Origin of the sequence: Collinsella sp. Sow4_E3 (assembly GCF_052116285.1) — a bacterium.
Taxonomy (GTDB): domain Bacteria; phylum Actinomycetota; class Coriobacteriia; order Coriobacteriales; family Coriobacteriaceae; genus Collinsella.
Genome location: NZ_JBQKLJ010000007.1, coordinates 24401 through 44222, shown reverse-complemented (window position 1 = coordinate 44222; position 19822 = coordinate 24401). Strand labels below are relative to the sequence as shown.

Annotated in this window: 17 protein-coding genes; all 17 read right to left on the bottom strand. The window is 60.4% G+C overall.

The features are described from left to right. Window positions 1-199 precede the first annotated feature (199 nt). The 17 genes from ACTQ48_RS05880 to ACTQ48_RS05800 all read right to left on the bottom strand — a co-directional run bounded on the left by ACTQ48_RS05880 (window position 200) and on the right by ACTQ48_RS05800 (window position 19813). Window positions 200-892: a regulatory protein RecX gene (locus tag ACTQ48_RS05880; protein ID WP_441570357.1), complete on the bottom strand. Its 693-nt coding sequence runs from the start codon at window positions 890-892 to the stop codon at window positions 200-202. 11 nt (window positions 893-903) lie between these two features. Next, window positions 904-2052, bottom strand: a complete 1149-nt coding sequence (gene recA, locus ACTQ48_RS05875; protein WP_154516331.1) for a recombinase RecA — start codon at window positions 2050-2052, stop codon at window positions 904-906. Window positions 2053-2309: 257 nt separating this feature from the next. Next, a complete protein-coding gene (locus ACTQ48_RS05870; RefSeq protein ID WP_441540768.1) occupies window positions 2310-2825 on the bottom strand; it encodes a CinA family protein in 516 nt (171 codons plus the stop codon). Between the two features lie 27 nt (window positions 2826-2852). Then, on the bottom strand, window positions 2853-3401 hold the full coding sequence (gene pgsA / locus ACTQ48_RS05865; protein ID WP_441570386.1) for a CDP-diacylglycerol--glycerol-3-phosphate 3-phosphatidyltransferase: 549 nt from the start codon (window positions 3399-3401) through the stop codon (window positions 2853-2855). A 99-nt stretch (window positions 3402-3500) separates the two neighbouring features. Then, a complete protein-coding gene (gene rimO / locus ACTQ48_RS05860; protein ID WP_441055662.1) occupies window positions 3501-4850 on the bottom strand; it encodes a 30S ribosomal protein S12 methylthiotransferase RimO in 1350 nt (449 codons plus the stop codon). A 26-nt stretch (window positions 4851-4876) separates the two neighbouring features. Beyond that, complete coding sequence (locus tag ACTQ48_RS05855; RefSeq protein WP_441570356.1) at window positions 4877-5374, bottom strand: YajQ family cyclic di-GMP-binding protein; 498 nt, start codon at window positions 5372-5374, stop codon at window positions 4877-4879. A gap of 26 nt (window positions 5375-5400) precedes the next feature. Continuing rightward, a complete protein-coding gene (locus tag ACTQ48_RS05850) occupies window positions 5401-6891 on the bottom strand; it encodes a RodZ domain-containing protein (RefSeq protein WP_441570355.1) in 1491 nt (496 codons plus the stop codon). Beyond that, the gene (locus ACTQ48_RS05845) at window positions 6891-9671 is read right to left on the bottom strand and encodes a DNA translocase FtsK 4TM domain-containing protein (protein WP_441570354.1); all 2781 of its coding nucleotides are present in this window, start codon (window positions 9669-9671) and stop codon (window positions 6891-6893) included. Before ACTQ48_RS05845 ends, ACTQ48_RS05850 begins: the two co-directional genes overlap by 1 nt. Window position 9672: 1 nt before the next feature. Then, window positions 9673-11343, bottom strand: a complete 1671-nt coding sequence (locus ACTQ48_RS05840) for a ribonuclease J (RefSeq protein ID WP_117654800.1) — start codon at window positions 11341-11343, stop codon at window positions 9673-9675. A 652-nt stretch (window positions 11344-11995) separates the two neighbouring features. After that, entirely contained in the window at window positions 11996-14242 is a 2247-nt protein-coding gene (locus ACTQ48_RS05835; RefSeq protein ID WP_427717491.1) for a polyribonucleotide nucleotidyltransferase, read from the bottom strand. 150 nt (window positions 14243-14392) lie between these two features. Next, entirely contained in the window at window positions 14393-14671 is a 279-nt protein-coding gene (gene rpsO, locus ACTQ48_RS05830; RefSeq protein WP_154516313.1) for a 30S ribosomal protein S15, read from the bottom strand. A gap of 138 nt (window positions 14672-14809) precedes the next feature. Continuing rightward, window positions 14810-15559 carry a DNA repair protein RecO gene (gene recO / locus ACTQ48_RS05825; protein ID WP_441570353.1) on the bottom strand — a complete coding sequence of 250 codons (750 nt, stop codon included), beginning with the start codon at window positions 15557-15559 and terminating at the stop codon, window positions 14810-14812. Window positions 15560-15574: 15 nt separating this feature from the next. Then, window positions 15575-16648, bottom strand: coding sequence for a GTPase Era (era, locus tag ACTQ48_RS05820; protein ID WP_195838553.1), 1074 nt, complete (start codon window positions 16646-16648; stop codon window positions 15575-15577). A 12-nt stretch (window positions 16649-16660) separates the two neighbouring features. Then, window positions 16661-17038, bottom strand: a complete 378-nt coding sequence (locus ACTQ48_RS05815) for a diacylglycerol kinase family protein (protein ID WP_427726826.1) — start codon at window positions 17036-17038, stop codon at window positions 16661-16663. A 9-nt stretch (window positions 17039-17047) separates the two neighbouring features. Further along, complete coding sequence (gene ybeY / locus ACTQ48_RS05810; RefSeq protein ID WP_427717500.1) at window positions 17048-17557, bottom strand: rRNA maturation RNase YbeY; 510 nt, start codon at window positions 17555-17557, stop codon at window positions 17048-17050. After that, on the bottom strand, window positions 17554-18540 hold the full coding sequence (locus tag ACTQ48_RS05805) for a PhoH family protein (RefSeq protein ID WP_441570352.1): 987 nt from the start codon (window positions 18538-18540) through the stop codon (window positions 17554-17556). Before ACTQ48_RS05805 ends, ybeY begins: the two co-directional genes overlap by 4 nt. Next, a complete protein-coding gene (locus tag ACTQ48_RS05800; RefSeq protein WP_441570351.1) occupies window positions 18521-19813 on the bottom strand; it encodes a MiaB/RimO family radical SAM methylthiotransferase in 1293 nt (430 codons plus the stop codon). Before ACTQ48_RS05800 ends, ACTQ48_RS05805 begins: the two co-directional genes overlap by 20 nt. Between the last annotated feature and the right edge of the window lie 9 nt (window positions 19814-19822).

Genomic DNA, 19822 nt, shown 5'->3' with positions numbered 1-19822 from the left:
CGCGACATTTGAGTAATATGGGCGCAGCTTATGCGGGTCGGATACAGATAAACATATAAACAAACTCATCGCAGATGAGCACATATCACAATGCAAATGACAGTAATTATCCTACGTTGAACCGCAACAACTGTCAAATCAACGCACCCAGCACGGCGCCTATCGAGCGGTGAACGGCAGGGGCGTAACGTGCGCATGCTTAAACGTCGCATTTCTCGCTTAAGGCATCGAGGCGCGCCTTAACGGCATCCGCGGCAATGTGATAGGAAAAGCCCTTGCCCATCAAAAATCTGACGAGCTTTTCAAATGCACGTGCCTCGGGAACGCGACGCTTAGCGAGCAAAGCCGATGCGCGAGCCAAGTCGTCATCCTCGGCAAAATAAGCCTCGGGATACCCTGGAATCTCATCAAGTGCAACATGGCGACGCTTGAGTTCAGTCTCGATTTTGCGCTGTCCCCAACCACGACGCTTACGCTCCTCGATAAAGTACGAGCAAAAGCGGTTCTCATCTAAAAAACGATACTCGATGGCACGATTGACGGCAAAGTCGATCGCGGGCTGTCGAAAGCCATAGCACGCCAACTTATCGCGCACCTCGCCTGTAGCATGATCGCGACGCGAAAGCATCTCGGTCACCATGGTGAGCGCACACTTGCATTCGATAAGCTGTACCGCCTCGCGAAAGTCATCCCAGTCGCAGGGAAGATCGAGACGGTTCTGAACGTACACACGTGCCACACGCACGGGAATCCAAATGGACCGTTCAAAACCGCCCTCCAGATCGCAATCGATATGTGCACAGGGCTTTTTAGACGCATAACCGCTCGAGAACGAGGAGGCCGTCTTCTTATCCGGAAAAACGACCCTAGCCTCGGTCACCGTATACGACATGTCGGCATCCGTTACTCGTCGTCATCGTCGAGCATCGCGGAGCCATCGATGGCATACAGCTCGTCAAACTCCTCGGGGGCGGGCTGATCGGTCAACTCAACCTCGGAGGGGGCATCATCGTCATACTCAAGACCGCAGGCAAGGCGAACCTTGTGCTCGATCTCGTCGGCGCAATCGGGATGCTCGCGCAGGAACGTCTTAGCGGCCTCGCGACCGTTGCCGAGTTTGTCCTCACCATAGGCAAACCAAGACCCCATCTTTTTGCATATGCCGCACTCGACAGCCATATCCAGAATCGAGCCCTCTTTAGAAATACCGGTGCCATACATGATGTCAAATTCGGCCGAGCGGAACGGAGCAGCCACCTTGTTCTTAACGACCTTGGCACGTACGCGATTGCCGATAACCTCGTCCTTGAGCTTAATGGTATCGATTTTGCGAATATCGATACGCACGGAAGAGAAGAACTTGAGTGCGCGGCCGCCTGTGGTGGTCTCGGGGTTGCCGAACATGACGCCGATCTTCTCGCGCAATTGGTTAATGAAGATGCAGGTTGTGTTGGACTTGGCAAGCGAGCCGGCGAGCTTGCGGAGCGCCTGACTCATCAAGCGAGCCTGCAGACCCACCGTCGTGTCACCGATCTCGCCCTCGATTTCTGCACGCGGAGTCAAAGCGGCAACAGAGTCGACGACGATGGCGTCGATGGCACCGGAACGCACAAGCATGTCAACGATCTCGAGCGCCTGTTCGCCCGTATCGGGCTGGGAAATCAGCACCTCGTCGATATCGACGCCGATGCGCGCGGCGTAGGTGGGATCAAGCGCATGCTCAGCGTCGATAAAAGCCACGACACCGCCCATGGCCTGCGCCTCTGCAAGAATCTCGAGCGAAAGCGTTGTCTTACCGGAGGACTCGGGGCCATAAATCTCAACGATACGGCCGCGCGGCACGCCGCCGATACCCAAGGCGGCATCGAGCGCCAGAGAGCCCGTCGGAATAGCCTCGACCTCGAGCTCGGGACCGCCGTCGCCATACCTCATAATAGAGCCCTGGCCGAACTTCTTCTCGATCTCGGCCTTGGTAGTGGCGATCATCTCGTCGCGCTCTTTGCCCGTCGTGCGCGTATGAACGGTACGTACGGGACCTGAATTCTTGGCCATGAATAGCCCTCCTCTTAACAACCTGAATCGATGATAAACGAACGGCTGTTCGTGGTCAACCGTTCAGGTTCATCATATGCACCCGTCCATTCCAAAACCCGACCAAACGCCGACCAAACGCCGACCAAACGCTTGACCATGCCAATCGCAAATACGAGTGCTCGTACAAATTAAAGACATGTGCCTGCGCAAGCGCATTCCTTGCCAAAGGTCCCTATCTCCACAATTAAGGGGCCCTAAGGCCCCTTAAAACACTTCTATTCCATGGAATTGAGCACGCGGACAATGCGTTCCAAAGCCTCAGCGACCGCATAGGCGCGGACGCACGACCGATCACCCTCGTAGTGACAGCGCGCAGACTCAACGACCGTCGCTCCCCCATCGGCCGCGCGATACGCCCAGCCGATATAGAACGTGCCGGCGGGGTCTTGCTCGGTACCGCCGCCGGGCCCAGCGTAGCCCGTTGCGCTCACGGCGACATCGCTCTGATAGAGGTCCAGCGAGCCCGCGGCCATCTCACGCGCCGTCTGATGCGACACGGCGCTAAACCGATCGAGCGTTTCCCGCTCGACGCCGAGCACGCGATGTTTGATCTCATCACAGTAGGTCACCGCACCGCCACGAAGCACCGCCGAGGCACCCGGGATATCGGCAATCGTCGAGGCGATCATGCCCGCCGTCAGCGACTCCGCCGTCGACACCGTCACGCCACGGGCACTCGCGCGCTCGACAATATCGCGCGCCAGCTCCTCGTTGTTTGCGGCGATCTGCAAATAAGACTCCGTCATACCCACCAGGACCTAGACCGAAAAGACGATCTTACGGCAGTTCCAGAAGTACTGGGCACCCGAGATAATGGTCAAAATGACAGCGATGACGTACAGGAAGCGCGACACCGAATAGACACCGAGCAGCAGCGACGCCGGCCCCAGCTGAAGACCGGCCAGCGCAAAGACGCACAGATAGCCACAGATGGAGACCATCGTGGTCGCCGTCTTGTACTTGCCGAGCTTATCGGCGGCAACGACCACACCGGCAGCACTCGCGACCATGCGAAGTGCGCTCACCAACAGCTCGCGAAACAGGATAATGAACACGGACCACACGGTCACCGCGCCAAAATCCAAGAACAGCAGCAAGGCCGAGAACACCAGCAACTTGTCGGCGATGGGGTCCAAGAACTTGCCGAAATCGGTGATCTCGTTGCGTGAGCGCGCCAGATAGCCGTCGACCTTATCGGTGCACGACAGGATCACATACAGAATGAAGGCAGCGGCGGCGAGCGGGCCGTCAAAGGTGCTCCAGTCCGTACCGGCAACGCTCGCGTGAGACAGAGCCGAGACGATCATGAACACCGGAATAAAGACGATGCGCACGCACGTCACGATGTTGGCGGGCGTCCAAACGCTCGTCAGTTCCTTATTGCTCTCGTTTGCCACGACGCTCTCCTACTCCACAACATGGCCGATAAGCTCATAGCAGAAGCTATCGGTAAACTCGACAGTCAAAATATCGCCCACGGACGCCTCGCTGGCGTCCAGATGCACCGCGCCATCGGAATCGGGCGCCTGGAACCAGGCATGACCGATCAGCTCGGCGCCGTCCTCGGTCTCCTCGATACCGTCGACGATTACCTGGGCGCGCTCGCCCACATGGGCTGCCGTGGCGGCAAAACCCAGCGACTCGGCCAGATCCATGGCCTCCTGGGCGCGCTCGAGCTTGACCTCCTCATCGACCTGGCCCTCCATATTGGCGGCCAGGCTGCCCTCCTCCCGCGAGTAGGCAAAGACGCTCGTATAGTCAAAGCCGACGGTGTCCATAAAGTCGATAAGATCACGGAACTCGTCGTCGGTCTCGGTCGGAAAGCCGACCATGGCCGTAGAGCGAATCACGATGCCGGGGATACGATCACGAAGATCGCGGAACAGTTCCTCGAGCTCCTGACGCGAACCGGAGCGACGCATGGCCTTGAGGATGCGCGCGTCGCAGTGCTGCACGGGGATATCGATATAGGGCAATACCTCGGGCGTATCGCGAATCGTCTCGATAAGCTCGTCGGTCATGCCCTCGGGCTGCAGATAGAGCACACGAACCCAGACGTTGTGCGGGCGTACAGCCTCGGCGACGGCGCGCAGCAGCTGCGCCAGATTGCGCGGTGAGGCCTCAGCGGCGTCCTCATCGGCAAAGTCGGTGCCCCAAATGCCCGTGTCCTGGCCGATCAGCACGATCTCGCGCACACCGCCGGCAACCAGGTCGCGCACCTCGGAGATAATGCTTTCGGCATTGCGCGAATGATAGCGACCGCGAATGTAGGGAATCATGCAGAAGCTGCAAAAACGATTGCAGCCATCGGAGATTTTGACGTAGGCGACAGCGCCCTCGACGGTACGCTTGACCTGCGGGATATAGGCAGCGATTTTACGCTCCACACCAAGAACGCCATCGATGACAGAGACGATACCGTCTTCCTCATCGGCCTTCACAAATGCCGCGACCTCGGGCAGCTCGTCGGGCAGGTCGTCGCCGTAACGAGACGGCACGCAACCGCACATGACAATGGGGCAGGAGCGAACGCCGTCCTGCACCTCGTTAGCGAGCTCGAGCGTGGTCTCGATACTCTCAGACGTCGCCGAGGTAAGAAACGAGCACGTATTGACAATGGCGATATCGGCATCCTGAGGATCGAATGCCTCCTCGTAGCCCGCAGCGGTCAGCAGCGAACGCATGCGGTCGGTATCGACCTCGTTCTTGGCGCAGCCAAGCGTGATATAGAGTACGGAACCCAACGGAGTATCCATGTTGGAGAGCGGTCCTTTCGAGTTAATTAGCGGTAGTTGGTAAACTGCAGCGGCTGGCCGTAGTCCTGGTCGCGCAGGAACTGAATCACCGTCTGTAAAGCGTCCTTAGAAGCCGAGGAAACGCGCAGCTTATCGGCCTCGATGGTCACCTTGACCTTAAGCTTTTGATCCTTGATGTCTTTATTGATCTTCTTTGCGGTCGCCTGGTCGATGCCCTCGACGATATGACCGAGCACGCGCACGGTACCGCCCGAAGCCGCCTGCGGGGCGTCCCAAGAGACAGCCTTGAGGTCGATACCGCGCTTGATGAGCTTGGAGCTCAAAACATCGATGATCTGCTTGGAGACAAAATCGGCCGGAGCGTTAATCGTAAAGAGCTGGTCGCCCTTCGAAAGCTCGATGGTGGCGCCGGAGTCTTTAAGGTCATAGCGCTGGGAAATCTCGCGGGCGGTCTGCTGGAAGGCGTTATCGACCTCCTGCATGTTAACCTCGGACACAACGTCGAAGCTGGAATCTTTAGCCATGGTTCTTCCTTTCGGTACGGGGAGCCTTAGTAGCTGTCGTACGAATAGTCATCTGAATCGTTCACTGTCTGGCCGTCGGATGCCGTGTCGGTGCCGACGGTAGACTGGGCATCGGTGCCGTCGGCATTATCGGTACCGCCGGCATTATCGCCGTTCGCGGAGTCAGCGGTCTCCTTCTTGGGAACGGTAATGGTCACGCGCGCCACACCCGATGTCTTGGTGTCATAGCGAACCTTTTCACCATTCTTGGTGACCGTGACATCGGAGGGCTTGGACGTGGTGATCTCAATCGAGGACTCGGGCGTGTACTCCTGCTCAAAAGGACCGGTCGCTTGAGCGCCATAGACCGATTTACCGTCGACCTTGACCTCGATCCAGGCGGTCTTGCCCTTGGTAACAGAGACCTTGACCTTGGTGACCTCGTCCTCTTCCGTTTTGACCGTCGCCTTGGCGGCATCGGAACCGGCCGCATCCGTCGCCTCGTCGGCGTCTTCGTCCTCGTCAGTGGATTCGGTCTTCTTGGAAGATTTCTTAGTCGTCGTCTTGGTAGCCACGGGTGTCTCGGGCGTCGACTCGGGTGCAGCAGAGCCGCAACCACGCAGGAGTACCACGATGAGCAAAATCAGCAGCAGCACCACGGCACCGATGCCGACGTAAATAATGCGAGGATCGATCGTGTTGTATTGAGAGGCGCGCCCAACGCCGCGTCCGCGATTGGAGCTACCACGACCATTACCCTGCGGTATGCGGCCGCGAGCGCTATCGGGACGACCACGATAGCTACTCTGGCGCTGCGAACCCCGCCGGCCCGGACGCGGCGCAAGCTCGCCACGGCCCTGATAGCCGCGCTGGCCAGAGCGAGGCGCCGAAGAGCGCTGCCCATAGGGCTGGGATTGCGAACGGAGGCGCGGCGTCACCTGCGTGGTATCGGCGTCGGAATAGCCATCGCGGGAACGCCCGGCGGATACTCCGCGATAGCTACGACCGGAGTATCCGCCGTCGCCGTAACCGGCGCGAGGATCGCGACTCAACCCACGAGCGGCGGGAAGCGCACGGTCATCTGGCAGGGGCGTACTGCGAAAACGATCTCGCTGAGAACGAATTTCCTCGCTGGAGCCCGTCTCGGTGATATAGCCCGCTTGCGGAGGGCGCTGGCCGTACCGTGTCGTACGACCACCCTGAACCATCAAAAAACGACCGTTATCGACCGAAGAACGCGAGTTAACGTAGCCGGCAGCATCCTGAAAACGACCGCCCTGCTGCGAGGTATCGCGTTCATATGCCATGAGGTCGTCAAAATAAGCGTTGACGACCTCGCGCGGGTTAAGCCCCAAAAAGCGAGCGTAGCTCGAAATCATGCCCTGCGCATAGCCACGCGGGGGCATCGATGCAAAGTTACCGGTCTCGAAAAACTCGATGATCTGCGGCCTGATTTTGATGGTGTTGGCGACCTGCTGGATGGAAAGGCCCATCCGGCGACGCTGCTCGAGCAGCATGTCACCAAAGCGTGCAGCCATCAGAATCCTCCAAACTCACGATCTTCACGTACCATCTCGGCGTCGACAGACTCCAGCGCGGCAAGCCCTTCGTCATCCAGCAGGACCTCGCGCGGCTTGGAACCGTCGGGCGGGCCGACGACGCCCTTTTCTTCCAGCATGTCCATAATACGCCCGGCGCGCGCATAGCCAACCTTGAGGCGGCGTTGCAGGCCAGATGTGGAGCCCAGCTGCGATTCCACCACAATATGGGCGGCCTCCCAGATAAGCGGGTCGTCATCCTGCGGCTCGGCAACGCCCGTGCGAACAATGCCGCCACCAGCCATGGACATGGAAGCAGGCGCCACGGCAGACAGAATCTCCTCGTGGTAGTCGGGCTCGCTTTGCGACTTAACGAACTCGACGATCTCGTTGATCTCGTCATCCGAGACAAAACAGCCCTGGATACGGCGGGGCTTGCCCCAGTCGACCTTGGAGAACAGCATGTCGCCCAAACCGGTGAGCTTTTCGGCGCCCATCTGGTCGATAATGACGCGGGAATCGATACCCGTGGCCACGTTAAAGGCGATACGATTGGTGATGTTGGCCTTAATGAGGCCCGTCACCACGTTGGAGCTGGGGCGCTGCGTAGCCACGATAAGGTGAATACCGGCGGCACGGCCCAGCTGGGCGATACGAACGATCGAGGCCTCGACATCCTTGCCGGCAACCATCATCAGGTCCGATAGCTCGTCGATGATAATGACCAGATAGGGCATCTTTTGCGGCGGGTTATCGTAGTGTTCGAACTCGCCGGCGGCCTGCTTTTCGTTATACGTCGAGATCTTGCGAACGTTGAGGCGCTCGAAGACCTTCAGGCGACGCTCCATCTCGGACACAGCCCATTGCAAGGCACTCGCAGCCTGCTTGGGTTCGGTCACCACGGGCACATAGAGATGGGGCAGGCCGTTATAGCCGGCAAGCTCAACGCGCTTGGGATCGACCATGATCAAGCGAACGTCCTCGGGAAGCGCGCGCATGAGCAGGGTCGTGATGATGGAGTTGATCATGACCGACTTACCGGAACCGGTGGTACCGGCAATAAGCAGGTGGGGCATCTTGGCGAGGTCGGCGACGACGGGCGTGCCCTCGGCATCGCGGCCGATGGCCAGCTCGAGCGGACCGCCCTTCACATAGGGAAGCACGTCGCCCAGGTTAACGTTCTGGCGCTTGCGATTGGGAATCTCGATACCCACAAGCGAGGTGCCGGGAATCGGCGCAAAGATACGCACCGACTGGGCGGCAAGCGAAAGCGCGATATCGTCCTCGAGGCTCGAAATCTTGCTCACGCGCTCGCCCTCGCCGGGCTGCAGCTTAAAGGTCGTCACCGTGGGACCGGCAATCCAGCCGACGACGCGAGCGCTACGGCCAAACTCCAGCAACGTGGACTGCAGCGACTCGGCCGTCTGCTCCAACTCCTTGTCAGAAGACGCGGCGGACGCCGACTGCGGGTTGGCGTGCAGGATTTCGAGCGGCGGGAGTTTGAGGCCATCCTCTTGCTCGCCCTCGACATCGGCAGCAGTGCCGTCAGCTCCCCCATCGCCGGCTGCAACAGGAGCAGCGGAAGCCGTAGGGGTGGAGGCATCGGCAACCTTGGGGTGCTTCAGGAAATCGGGGATCTGCGGGGCAGCAGACACGGGGTTCACGGCAAACGGCGGCTCGGACTCGTCGACCTTGTCCGGGTCGTCTTCCATCGAAAGCTGTCCGGTGACCTGTCCTCGCCTGTCTTGGCGACGCGGCAGCAAAGTTGTCTTGGCGGTCTCGAGCGGACACTCGTCATCCTCGTCATCGCCCGCGGTGAGTTCGATTTCGCTATCGGACCAAGACGGGTCGGGCTCACTCGTGTTGAGCTTGGGCGCGGACTTGCCATGCTTGGCATGGCGACGCGGCAGCAGCGTAGTCTTGGCGCGCTCGGCCTCCACGGCCTCGGACACGTCGACAAACGGATCATCGTCCTCGTCATCATCGTCCAAAACCGGGTCCGCATCATTGCCCATGACCGTGGTCACGGCCATATCGGAGCCCTTCTGACGAAGAATGCTCAGGTGCGTACGGGCGACGCCGGGAACCGACAGGGCCTCTTCGTCGCCCCACGGGCTCGCATTGACATCGGCACGACGACGCTCGGCAAAATCGGCAGCGCGATTGCGCGCAGAGCGCAAAACGCCACCCACCGAAAAGCCGATGATGACAAAGCCAACGACGGCCAAACCCAACAGGACCACCATCGCGATAGGTTTACCCAGGGCATTCTGCAGCGCACTCGCAATAAACGCACCGATGTAGCCACCCGAAGCGGACAGGTTTTGCGGCACAAACATGAGGTCGCACGAATCGCTCGTGCCCGGCACCATCAACGAAAGAATGGAGACGACGGCGATAAAGACAACGGCGCCACCCGCGACCGAGCGAATGTTGAGCGGCGAGTCCTCACCCAAAAAGAGCGTGGCGGCAAACAGCAAAATGACGATCGGCAGCACGTAGGCGCCCAGGCCAAAGCCAAGATGGTAGAAACCGGCAACCACTGCCGTCACGGGTGCCGTTGCCGGAGAAATCACGGCAATGAAAGACGCAATCGCCAAAACGGCAATAACCACGCCGGCGATATCGCGGTTGGCCGAAGGCTCGACCAGGGGCTCAAAATCGTCGAACTCGGCCTCGTGGCCCCTATTGGCACGAAGATGGGAACCGGCACCCTTAGCAGATGCCGGTTGGTTGTTGGCTTTATTGCCTTTGGCGTTTTGTGCAGATCCGCGCGCCAAACTAAACCTCCATGACGACCGGGATGATCATCGGACGGGTGCGCGTACGGCTCCAAATGAAGTTGGAGAGCGAATCGCGCACGGCCTTGCGAATGGCATCGGAGCCGCTGCTCGTAAAGCTAAACTTGCCCTTCTCGATTGTCTTCATGATGGATGCGGAGGCATCCTCGGAGAACTGATCGTCGATGGCAAAGGAGACGCCGCGGCCCGAGAACTCGATAGCCTCGATCTTCTTATGCTTGAGCGAAACGATGGCGACGGCTGTGACCATACCGTCATTGGCGAGCTTCTGACGATCGCGCAGGACGATGGGGTCGGTATCACCGATGCGCAGGCCGTCGACGTAGACGACGCCGGATTCGACGGGCGTGCCGCGCTTGACAATACCACCGCGCATCTCGAGCGTGTCACCGTTATCGAGGATAAAGATGTGATCATCCTTAATGCCCATCTTACGGGCAAGCTGGGCATGGGCACGCAGGTGCACGGCCTCGCCGTGAACCGGCATAAAATAGGTGGGCTTGGCCATGGCCATCAGGAGCTTGAGCTCCTCCTGGCTGCCGTGACCCGAGACATGGACGAGGGCACGGTTCTTGTCCCACACGTCGCAGCCAAGCTTGGCCAGGCTGTTGACGACCTGCTGGACGGCCTTCTCGTTGCCGGGAACAGGCGTAGCGGACAGGATGACGGTATCGCCCTCGTGGATGGAGAGCGTCTTGTGCTCGCCGTTGGCCATACGGGACAGCGCCGACAGCGGCTCGCCCTGAGAGCCGGTGCACATGACGACAATCTTGTCGTCAGGCAGGTTATCGATATCGAAGGCATCGATGATATCGGCATCGTCGATGTTGAGGTAGCCCAGCTCGCGCGCCACGCGGGTGTTGGTGAGCATGGAACGTCCGGTCACGACGACCTTGCGGCCGCACTTGCGGGCGGCGTCGCAAATCTGCTGCAGGCGATGGATATGGCTCGAGAACGACGCGACGAACACGCGGCCCGGGGCATTCTTGATGGCGTGCAGCAAGTTGGGGCCGACTTCGGCCTCGGACTTGGTAAAGCCCGGAACCGTGGCGTTGGTGGAGTCGGAAAGCAACAGGTCGATGCCCTGCTTGGCAAAGCGACTGATGGCGGCATAATCGGGCGTGACGCCATCGATGGGCGTCTGGTCGAGCTTAAAGTCGCCCGTGTGCATAACGGTGCCCTGGTTGGTGCGAATGAATACGCCCAAAGCGCCCGGAATTGAGTGCGTCATAGAGAAGAAGTCGAGCGAAATGCCACCAAGATTGACATGGCTGCCGCCCTTGACCTCGCGGAACTTGGGCGCGCGGATGCGGAACTCGGAAAGCTTGCCCTCGATGAAACCAAGCGTCAGCTTGCTCGAGAAGATGGGCACCTTGTTGTTGAGGTCCTGCAGCAGGTACGGAAGCGAACCGGTATGGTCCTCGTGGCCGTGGGTGACGATGATGCCGCGGAGCTTCTCCTCGTTCTCCAGAACATAGGTGTAGTCGGGAAGCACCAAATCGATACCGGGCTGGGAGTCGTCGGGGAACATAAGGCCGGCGTCGACGAGCACCATGTCGTCGCCGCACTCGAAGACCGTCATATTCTTGCCGATGCCGTCAAGGCCTCCGAGCGGAATGATCTTCAAGGGAGATGATTTTTTAGCTGCCATAGGTTCGTGCGGTTTCCTTTCTTCGAAACGGGTCTGGAACAACCGACGGGGCGCTTCTGGCAAACCGACCGCCGGGAACGTACAAACATGCATCACGGAGTCGATGCAGTAACCGCATTATGATACCCATTTGCCCACCAACAGACCACCCATGCATCAAAGCCCCATCCAAACCGGTCTATCCCGCCGGTCTGGGGCCATCGGGGGCCGGGACGGGTTAAGTTTGCTGCTCTACAGTCCTGCGCAAGACGGAAAGCACATTAAGTGCTTTCCTTTGCGTGCGGAACTCGCGACAAACTTAACCCGCCCCGGCCCCCGATGGCCTCAGACCTGCCAAAAAGGGACAGGTTTATTTTGGTCGGTTTTATCTGGGGTAATGCCGCACATGCGATTATCTAAAGATCTGAATTCAGATAACTGAATAGACTATCTGACAAAATAGAAACCCGCACCCACCAGCCCTTTTGCTATTCCCGGCGGGGGCCGCGGGTAAAGTTTATCGCGAGTTCCGCACGAGCCGGAGAGCACTTAATGTGCTCTCCGTGCGAGCAGGACTGTAGAGCAGGAAACTTTACCCGCGGACCCCGCCGGGAATAGCAAAAGGGCGACCCCTGTCCGGAGTCGCCCTTGCTGAGCCGCTTATGTGTAGCTGTTACTCGGCGTCGTGGTGACGGCGGGGCTTACGGCCTCCGTTGTCGCCGGGACGGCGCGGACGGTCGCTGCGCTCGGAGCGCTCGCGACGCGGACGCTCACGGCGCTGGAAGTGCTCACCGTCGCCCTCGGAGGCACCCTCGGCACGAGCCGGGGCCTCGGGCTTATCCAGACGATCGAGCGAGATCTTGCCGCGATCGTCGACCTCGATGACGACGACCTTAACCTCGTCGCCCACGTTGAGGACATCCTCGACCTTTTCCACGCGACCCTTGGCAACGCGGGAGATGTGCAGCAGGCCGTCCTTACCGGGCAGCAGGTTGACAAAGGCGCCGAAGGGCTGGATGGAGACCACGCGACCGGTGTACTCCTCGCCCGGCTCGGGAACCTTGATGATGAGCTTAATGCGCTCGACAGCCTGGTCGACGGACTCGCCGGTGCCGCCGACAAAGACGGTGCCGTCCTCCTGGATGTCGACCAAAGCACCGGTCTCGTCTTGGATGCCGCGGATGACCTTACCGCCGGAACCGATGACGTCGCGGATCTTGTCGGTCGGAACCTGGATGGAGACGATGCGCGGAGCGGTGCTGCGCGTGGTGTGGCGCGGCTCGGGGATCACATCGAGCATCTTCTGCAGGATGAAGGCGCGACCCTCCTTGGCCTGCTGCAGGGCGCGGGCCAGGATGTCAAAGGTAAGGCCGGTGGCCTTGTTGTCCATCTGCAGAGCAGTAATGCCCTCGGTGGTGCCGGTGACCTTAAAGTCCATATCGCCCAGGAAGTCCTCGAGACCCTGGATGTCGGACAGGACCACGGTCTTGCCCTCCTCCTGGATCAGGCCCATGGCGATACCGGAGACCGGGCGCTTAATGGGAACGCCGCCGTCCATAAGGGCGAGCGTGGAGCCGCAGGTCGAAGCCATCGAAGAGGAGCCGTTGGACTCCATGACCTCGGAGACCACGCGGATGGCGTAGGGGAACTCGTTCTCGTCGGGGAGCACCGGAAGCAGGGCGCGCTCGGCCAGGTTGCCGTGGCCGATCTCGCGGCGCTTGGGGCTACCCATGCGGCCGGTCTCGCCGGTGCAGAACGGCGGGAAGTTGTAGTGGTGCATGTAGCGCTTGCCCTCGGTGGGCTCGATGGTATCCAGACGCTGGCCCTCGTTGAGCATGCCGAGCGACAGGACGGAGAGCACCTGGGTCTGGCCGCGCTGGAACAGGCCGGAGCCATGAACGAGCGGCAGGTAGTTGTCCTTCACCATAATGGGGCGGATCTCATCGGCGGCACGGCCGTCGACGCGCTCACCGGTCTCGACGACCATGGTGCGCATGGCCTTCTTCTCGAGCTTCTTGAGTGCCACGGGGATCTCGCGCTCCCAAGCGGCCTGCTCCTCCTCGGTGAACTCGGCACGGATGGACTCCTTCAGAGCCTCGACCTTGCCGATACGGGATAGCTTGTCGGCGTCGCGAAGGGCGGCTGCCATCTCGTCGTAGTGGGCGAAGATGCGCTCCTGGACCTCCTCGACGGGCTGGTCGAGCGGGTACTCCTTCTTGACGATAGCGCCGTTGACCTGCTCCCACTCGGCAACGAACTCGTCCTGAGCCCGGCAGAAGGCAGCGAGGGCCTCCTGGCCAAACTTCATGGCGGCGAGCATATCGTCCTCGGAGATCTCATCGGCGCCGGCCTCGACCATCGAGATGAAGTCGGCAGAGCCGCCCAGCTCCAGGTCCAGATCGGAGTTCTCGCGCTCCTCATAGGTGGGGTTGACGATAAACTCGCCGGTCTCCACGTTGCGGCCGATGCGCACGCACGCAAGCGGGCCCTCGAAGGGCACGCCGCCGAGCGTCATGGCCAGGGAGGCACCCATGACGTTGATGACGTCGAAGGGGTTGACCTGGTCGGCGACGAGCGAGGTGGCGACGATGTGCACCTCGTTGCGGAAGCCGTCCGGGAAGCTCGGGCGAATAGGACGGTCGATCATGCGGGCCGTGAGCGTGGCCTTCTCGCTGGGACGGCCCTCGCGCTTGAGGTAGCCACCCGGAATACGGCCGGCAGCGTACATCTTCTCGTTGAAGTCGACGGTCAGCGGAAAGAAGTCGTAGTTCTTGCGCTCCTTGGAGACGACCACGGTGTCGAGCATCGTGGTGTCGCCCTGCTTGACCAGACAGGCGCCGGTGGCCTGCTTGGCAAGTTCGCCCGACTCAAAGGTGTAGGTCTTGCCGTACAGCTCAAAGGTCTTGGATACGAGTGTCATTGTTCTCCTTTACCCCGCAGGCCCCTTGCCTGCGGGCTTCTCATGTGACGCGGACCCCCTGCCCCCGCCACGCTTCAGAGCGTGATTGTTCACGCCCTTACACAAAAAGAGCGCCCCGCTGCGCAGGACGCTCTTAGCATGTACAAATCCTTACTGGATGTTGTCGCGGATGCCCAGAGCCTTGATGAGCTCACGATACTCGACGACGTCGTTCTTCTTGATGTAGGAGAGAAGACGACGACGGCGACCGACGAGCATGAGCAGACCACGACGGGTGTGGAAGTCCTTCTGGTGGGACTTCATGTGCTCGGTCAGCTCCTTGATGCGCTCGGTCAGGATGGCGACCTGAACCTTGGGGTTGCCGGTGTCGACCGGGGTGTTACCGAACTGGGCAGTCAGCTCCGCCTTGCGCTCTTTGGAAACAGTCATTGTTTCACCTTTCGTTTCGCGTCGCCCGCGGGCGACTCTATTCGCCTCGGACTGGGAAGCCGCCGGTGGAGCGAGCATCCAAGGTCGAGGTACCAACAGGACGGTATGTTACCACAAGCGGACCGCGTATGCCCATCATCACCGACCCAACATGAATTCCATCGCGCGAAGACGCTGATCGGTGTGCGTCGCAGCCCAAACATGCGAAAGCCCCAGCAAAAAGGTGGCAGTATGGGGATCGACCCTCTCGGCCATGAGCGCATCGAAGGTCATGGACATGAGGGCGCGCAGCCATGCGACCTCGCCGGTCGACACCAGCTCGGCACCCGGAACGCTCGACGCGCACGACCCGCACATGAGCCCGCCCGCCTGGGGCGAAAAATACGACAGCATGGGGTCTCCGCACAGTACGCAGGCCGAAAAATCGGGTCGATAGCCAACGTGCGACAACAGCTTAAAGACATATGCCGCCACAAGCAGGTCCATATGTGCCGTGTCGAGCCTGCTGCCCACCAGGGCAAGTGCTCGCTGCGTAATGGCAAAGGTAAACGGGTCCTCGGCGTCCTCGAACGAGCACACGCGCGCGACCTCGGCGATCGCGCTTGCGGCGCAGGTCGTCTCGTAATCGGGCGCGGCGCCGAGCGGCGCCTCCATAAGCTCAGCCTGGGAAACCACGTCGAGCGACCGTCCGTGCGCGAGCAGCATATCGACGGTACAGAACAGCTCGCAGCGCGCCGCCAGGCGCCCACCGGGTTTGCGCGCGCCCTTTGCCACGGCACGGACCTGCCGACCCCGCTCATCGAGCATCGTCAAGATCAGATCGGTCTCCTTGAGCTTGGTCTTATCGAGGACGAGTACCTTTGTGCGATATGTCCGTGAGCCTGCCATGAGCGCCGCGCGCCCTTAGTCCTCGGCGTTGTAGCCAAAACGGCGAATCTGGGCCTCGTCGTCACGCCAGCCGGCCTTTACCTTCACATCCAGCTCCAAAAAGACCTGCGTGCCAAAGATGCGCTCAAGATCGCGACGGGCGTCGATGCCGATATGCTTGATCATCTCGCCGCCCTTACCGATGATGATGCCCTTTTGGCCCTCGCGCTCGACGTAAATGGTGGCATGCACGCGCAGCACCTTCTTGGTCTGCTCGAGGGCATCGCAGATTACGCCAACGGAGTGCGGAATCTCATCACGGGTGCGGCGCAAGACCTTCTCGCGCACAAACTCGGCAACGAGCGTCTCGTCGGAAGCGTCGGTACCCATGTCCTCGGGGAACCAACGCGGGCCCTCGGGCAAAAAGTGCGCAACGGTCTCGATGAAGGCATCGACGTTAAAGTTCTTGACCGACGACGTCACGATCTCATCGTCATATTCCATGAGCTCGTGGGCGGCCTTAAGCTGCTCCATGACCTGTGCGGGATCGGCTTCATCGGCCTTGGTGAGCACCAGGACCTTCTTGGAACGGGCGCATCTGACGCGCTCGGCAACCCAGGCGTCTCCCCTGCCGATCGGTTTGGTGGCATCAATCAAAAACGCGACGACATCAACATCGTTCAGCTCGAACAGCGCGCTCTTGTTGAGCTCGGACCCCAGGCCGTCCTTGGGTTTGTGAATACCCGGGGTATCGACAAAAACCAGCTGGTAACCGGGGCGATTGACGACGGCGCGCATGCGACGGCGGGTCGTCTGGGCCACCGGCGAGGTGATGGCGACCTTTTTGCCATAGCAGGCGTTGAGCAGCGTGGACTTACCGGCGTTGGGGCGGCCGACCAGGGCCACGAAGCCGCTGCGGAAACCGGGCTCAACGTCGCCAAAGCCCGCGAGGCTGTCGTCCTCGTCGCACAGGGCGTCGAGCTCCTCGTCACTCATGCCCTCAAACGGGTCGAACTCCTCGACCTCGCAAGCCTCAGTCGCTTCGGCATCCACAGCATCCAGGGGCTCGTCGTCCAGCGTTTCATCGATAGGCTGCATATTGTCGGACATGAAAATCCCTTTCTAAATAAAGCCGAGCGCGTGGGCAAATACCAACAAGCCCACAATCGCGGCGGTGATGGAAAGAACGTATACGGAGGCGGCGGCGATATCCTTTGCACGCTTTGCCAGCGGATGGAACTCCTGGGTCGCCAAATCGACAATCGCCTCCATGGCGGTGTTGCACAGCTCGCCGTGAATCACCAGGCCGCAGCAAATGATAATCGTAGCCCACTCGGCAATGTCGAGCCCCACGATGCAGCCGGCAATGACAGTGCACACACCCGCCACGAGCATGACCTTAATGTTGCGCTCGGTCTTGACGGCGGTAACGAAGCCCTCCATGGCGTAGGAGAACGACTTTAAAAAGGACGGATGGTCCTTGTTCGATCCGGGAATCATAGACGGCTCCTAGTCGTGGGCATGGTTGGTGATGGGGCCGACGTGAACCAGCTTGGGGTCCTCGCCGCGCTCGAGCGCCAGATCGCGTAGGATGGCGTCCTCGCGGGCCTCCATGACCTCGGCCTCGTCGTCCTCGATATGATCGTAGCCCAGTAAATGCAACATGCCATGCACGAGCATCAGGCGGCACTCATCGGCAGGGCTATTGCCAAAGCCGGGGGCCTGACGGGCAATGACCTGCGGGGCCAAGATGATATCGCCGAGCTCGAGCGTCTCGTCGGCTGGGATATCCTCGTCAAAGGCCGAGTCGCATTCAAACGAGAGGACATCGGTAGTACGGTCGATACCGCGCCACTCGTGGTTGAGCTCGTGCATCTCATCCTCATCGACATACGAAAGGGAAATCTCGACTTTTCGCTCAACGCCCTCGGCAGCCAGCACGACCTCGCAGATGTGCTCTACCTCCTGCGCGTCAAGCAGCGTATCGAGCTCGGCATCGTTGCTGATCAATACACTCAACGGGACTCCTTTCGGTCGCGCACGCGTTTCTCGCGCACGTCATCATAAGCATCATATGCCTCGACGATTCGCCCCACCAAGGCGTGACGCACCACGTCGGCACGCTCGAGGTGCGAAAACGCGACATCGTCGACACGACCCAAAATCTGCTCAACGTCGGCAAGACCGCCGCGACGACCTACCAAGTCACGCTGGCTCAGGTCACCGGTAATCACAAACTTGGAGTTAAAGCCCAAGCGCGTCAGGAACATCTTCATCTGCTCGGGCGTGGTATTTTGAGCCTCGTCGAGCACCACGAAGGCATCGCTCAGCGTACGACCGCGCATGTAGGCAAGCGGGGCGATCTCGATCACGCCACGCTCCATAAGCTCATCGGTGCGCTCGCGATCCATCATGTCAAAAAGGGCGTCGTAGAGCGGACGCATGTAGGGATCGATCTTTTCCTCGAGGGTACCGGGCAAAAAGCCCAAGTTCTCCCCCGCCTCGACAACCGGACGCGTCAAGATCAGACGGCCCACCTCGTGACGCTTGAGCGCGGCAACGGCAAGTGCCATGGCCAGATAGGTCTTACCGGTACCGGCAGGACCCAAGCCAAACGTGATGGTATGCGAGCGGATGGCATCCACATAGCGCTTTTGACCGAGCGTCTTGGGGCGAATGGCACGACCGCGATACGAAAGCAGCACATCATCGCGAAGCGACGTAGCCCCGTACTCACCGTCGCGCAAGACGGCCAGGCAGCGAGAGACATCGTCGACAGACAGCGTCCGTCCGGCGGCAGCCTCGCGAAAAGCATGCTCGAAAAAGCGCGCCACGAGCTCGACCTCGTCCGGGTCACCGCACACGGCGATACTGTCGCCACGGGCGACCACGTGGACGCGAACCAAGCTCTCGAGCGCACGAAGGACGCCGTCGCCGGCACCCAAAACGCGCGAGGGATCAATTCCATCGGGAACGGTAAGTCTAATCTTCGAGGCTTCCATGAACCTCCCTGCGTGCATGGACCAAGCCGGAATCATCGACTCCGATGATAGCAACATCGAGCAGGCACGGGGCTGTGAGTCCGCAGGTATCGTCAAGACGGGCATGATGGAACGAACCGAGCGTCAGGTTGTCGCCATACTCGAGCACGGCACGCTCGACGGTGCCCACGCGACGGCGGGCGTCGGCAATGGCGAGTTCCTGCGCCGCGGCTCGCATACGACGGCTGCGCTCAGCCATAACCTCGGGCGGCACCTGGTCGGGCATATCGGCAGCAAGGGTACCGGGACGCTTGCTATAGCGGAAGACATGCATGCGCGAAAAGCCCACGCGACGGCACAACGCCAGCGACTCCTCAAATTCCTCGTTCGTCTCGCCGGGAAAACCGACGATGACGTCGCACGAAAGGGACGCCTGGGGCAAGTTGGCACGAATCATACGCACCGTCTCCTCAAATGCCTCGGCGCTATAGGGACGGCCCATGCGATGCAGGGTCGCCGTGCAGCCAGACTGCACGGGCAGGTGCAAAAACGGGGCGATGCGCTGCGGATAGCGCGCCATGACCTTAAGCAGGGACTCGGAGATATCCATGGGCTCGACCGAGGAAATGCGCACATGCGGAATAGACGTACGCTCCATGATGGCCTCGAGCAGCTCGTCGATCTCGACGTGTTCGTCGGTCGCACTCTTGCCATCGTAGGCGCCCAGGTTCACGCCCGTCAGCACCACCTCGGGCACGCCGGCCTCCTGAGCCTCACGAACTTGTTCGAGCACAGACTCGACCGGCACGGAGCGCTCGGGGCCGCGGGCCTTCCACACAATGCAATAGGTGCAACGATGGTTGCAGCCGTCCTGGATCTTCACACCCAGACGCGAGCGACCGAGCGCGTCGACCACATCGCCGTCGCTACAGGCGGCCACGCTATCGGACTCAACGCCCAGCACCTCGCAGACGCGTTCGGCGACATCGATCTTAGACGGCTCCGCGATCACGCGGTCCGAAAGCTCCAGAAGCTCCTCGGGGTGCAAATTGACAACGCACCCGGTCACGACCACATAGGGCTCTTTTGGATGAGCCAGCGCATGGCGGACGGCCTTACGGGTCTTGGCCTCGGCCTCGCCCGTAACGGCACAGGTGTTAATGACGATCAGCTCCGCATCCTGAGGATCCACCATTGCAAAACCCAGGCGCATTAGATCGGCAGTGATACGGTCGGACTCAACCCGGTTGACACGGCAGCCGAGGTTGACAACAGAGATATGAGGTGCGAGCACGCGGGCTCC

Excerpts from the sequence above, each read along its gene's own strand:
- ACTQ48_RS05815 (WP_427726826.1), bottom strand. The coding sequence starts at position 17,038 with ATGATTCCCGGATCGAACAAGGACCATCCGTCCTTTTTAAAGTCGTTC.
- ACTQ48_RS05850 (WP_441570355.1), bottom strand. The coding sequence starts at position 6,891 with ATGGCTGCACGCTTTGGTGACATGCTGCTCGAGCAGCGTCGCCGGATG.
- recO (WP_441570353.1), bottom strand. The coding sequence starts at position 15,559 with ATGGCAGGCTCACGGACATATCGCACAAAGGTACTCGTCCTCGATAAG.
- ACTQ48_RS05805 (WP_441570352.1), bottom strand. The coding sequence starts at position 18,540 with ATGGAAGCCTCGAAGATTAGACTTACCGTTCCCGATGGAATTGATCCC.
- era (WP_195838553.1), bottom strand. The coding sequence starts at position 16,648 with ATGTCCGACAATATGCAGCCTATCGATGAAACGCTGGACGACGAGCCC.
- recA (WP_154516331.1), bottom strand. The coding sequence starts at position 2,052 with ATGGCCAAGAATTCAGGTCCCGTACGTACCGTTCATACGCGCACGACG.
- rimO (WP_441055662.1), bottom strand. The coding sequence starts at position 4,850 with ATGGATACTCCGTTGGGTTCCGTACTCTATATCACGCTTGGCTGCGCC.
- ACTQ48_RS05835 (WP_427717491.1), bottom strand. The coding sequence starts at position 14,242 with ATGACACTCGTATCCAAGACCTTTGAGCTGTACGGCAAGACCTACACC.
- rpsO (WP_154516313.1), bottom strand. The coding sequence starts at position 14,671 with ATGACTGTTTCCAAAGAGCGCAAGGCGGAGCTGACTGCCCAGTTCGGT.
- ACTQ48_RS05840 (WP_117654800.1), bottom strand. The coding sequence starts at position 11,343 with ATGGCAGCTAAAAAATCATCTCCCTTGAAGATCATTCCGCTCGGAGGC.
- ACTQ48_RS05855 (WP_441570356.1), bottom strand. The coding sequence starts at position 5,374 with ATGGCTAAAGATTCCAGCTTCGACGTTGTGTCCGAGGTTAACATGCAG.
- ACTQ48_RS05880 (WP_441570357.1), bottom strand. The coding sequence starts at position 892 with ATGTCGTATACGGTGACCGAGGCTAGGGTCGTTTTTCCGGATAAGAAG.
- pgsA (WP_441570386.1), bottom strand. The coding sequence starts at position 3,401 with ATGATCGTCTCGGCTCTGTCTCACGCGAGCGTTGCCGGTACGGACTGG.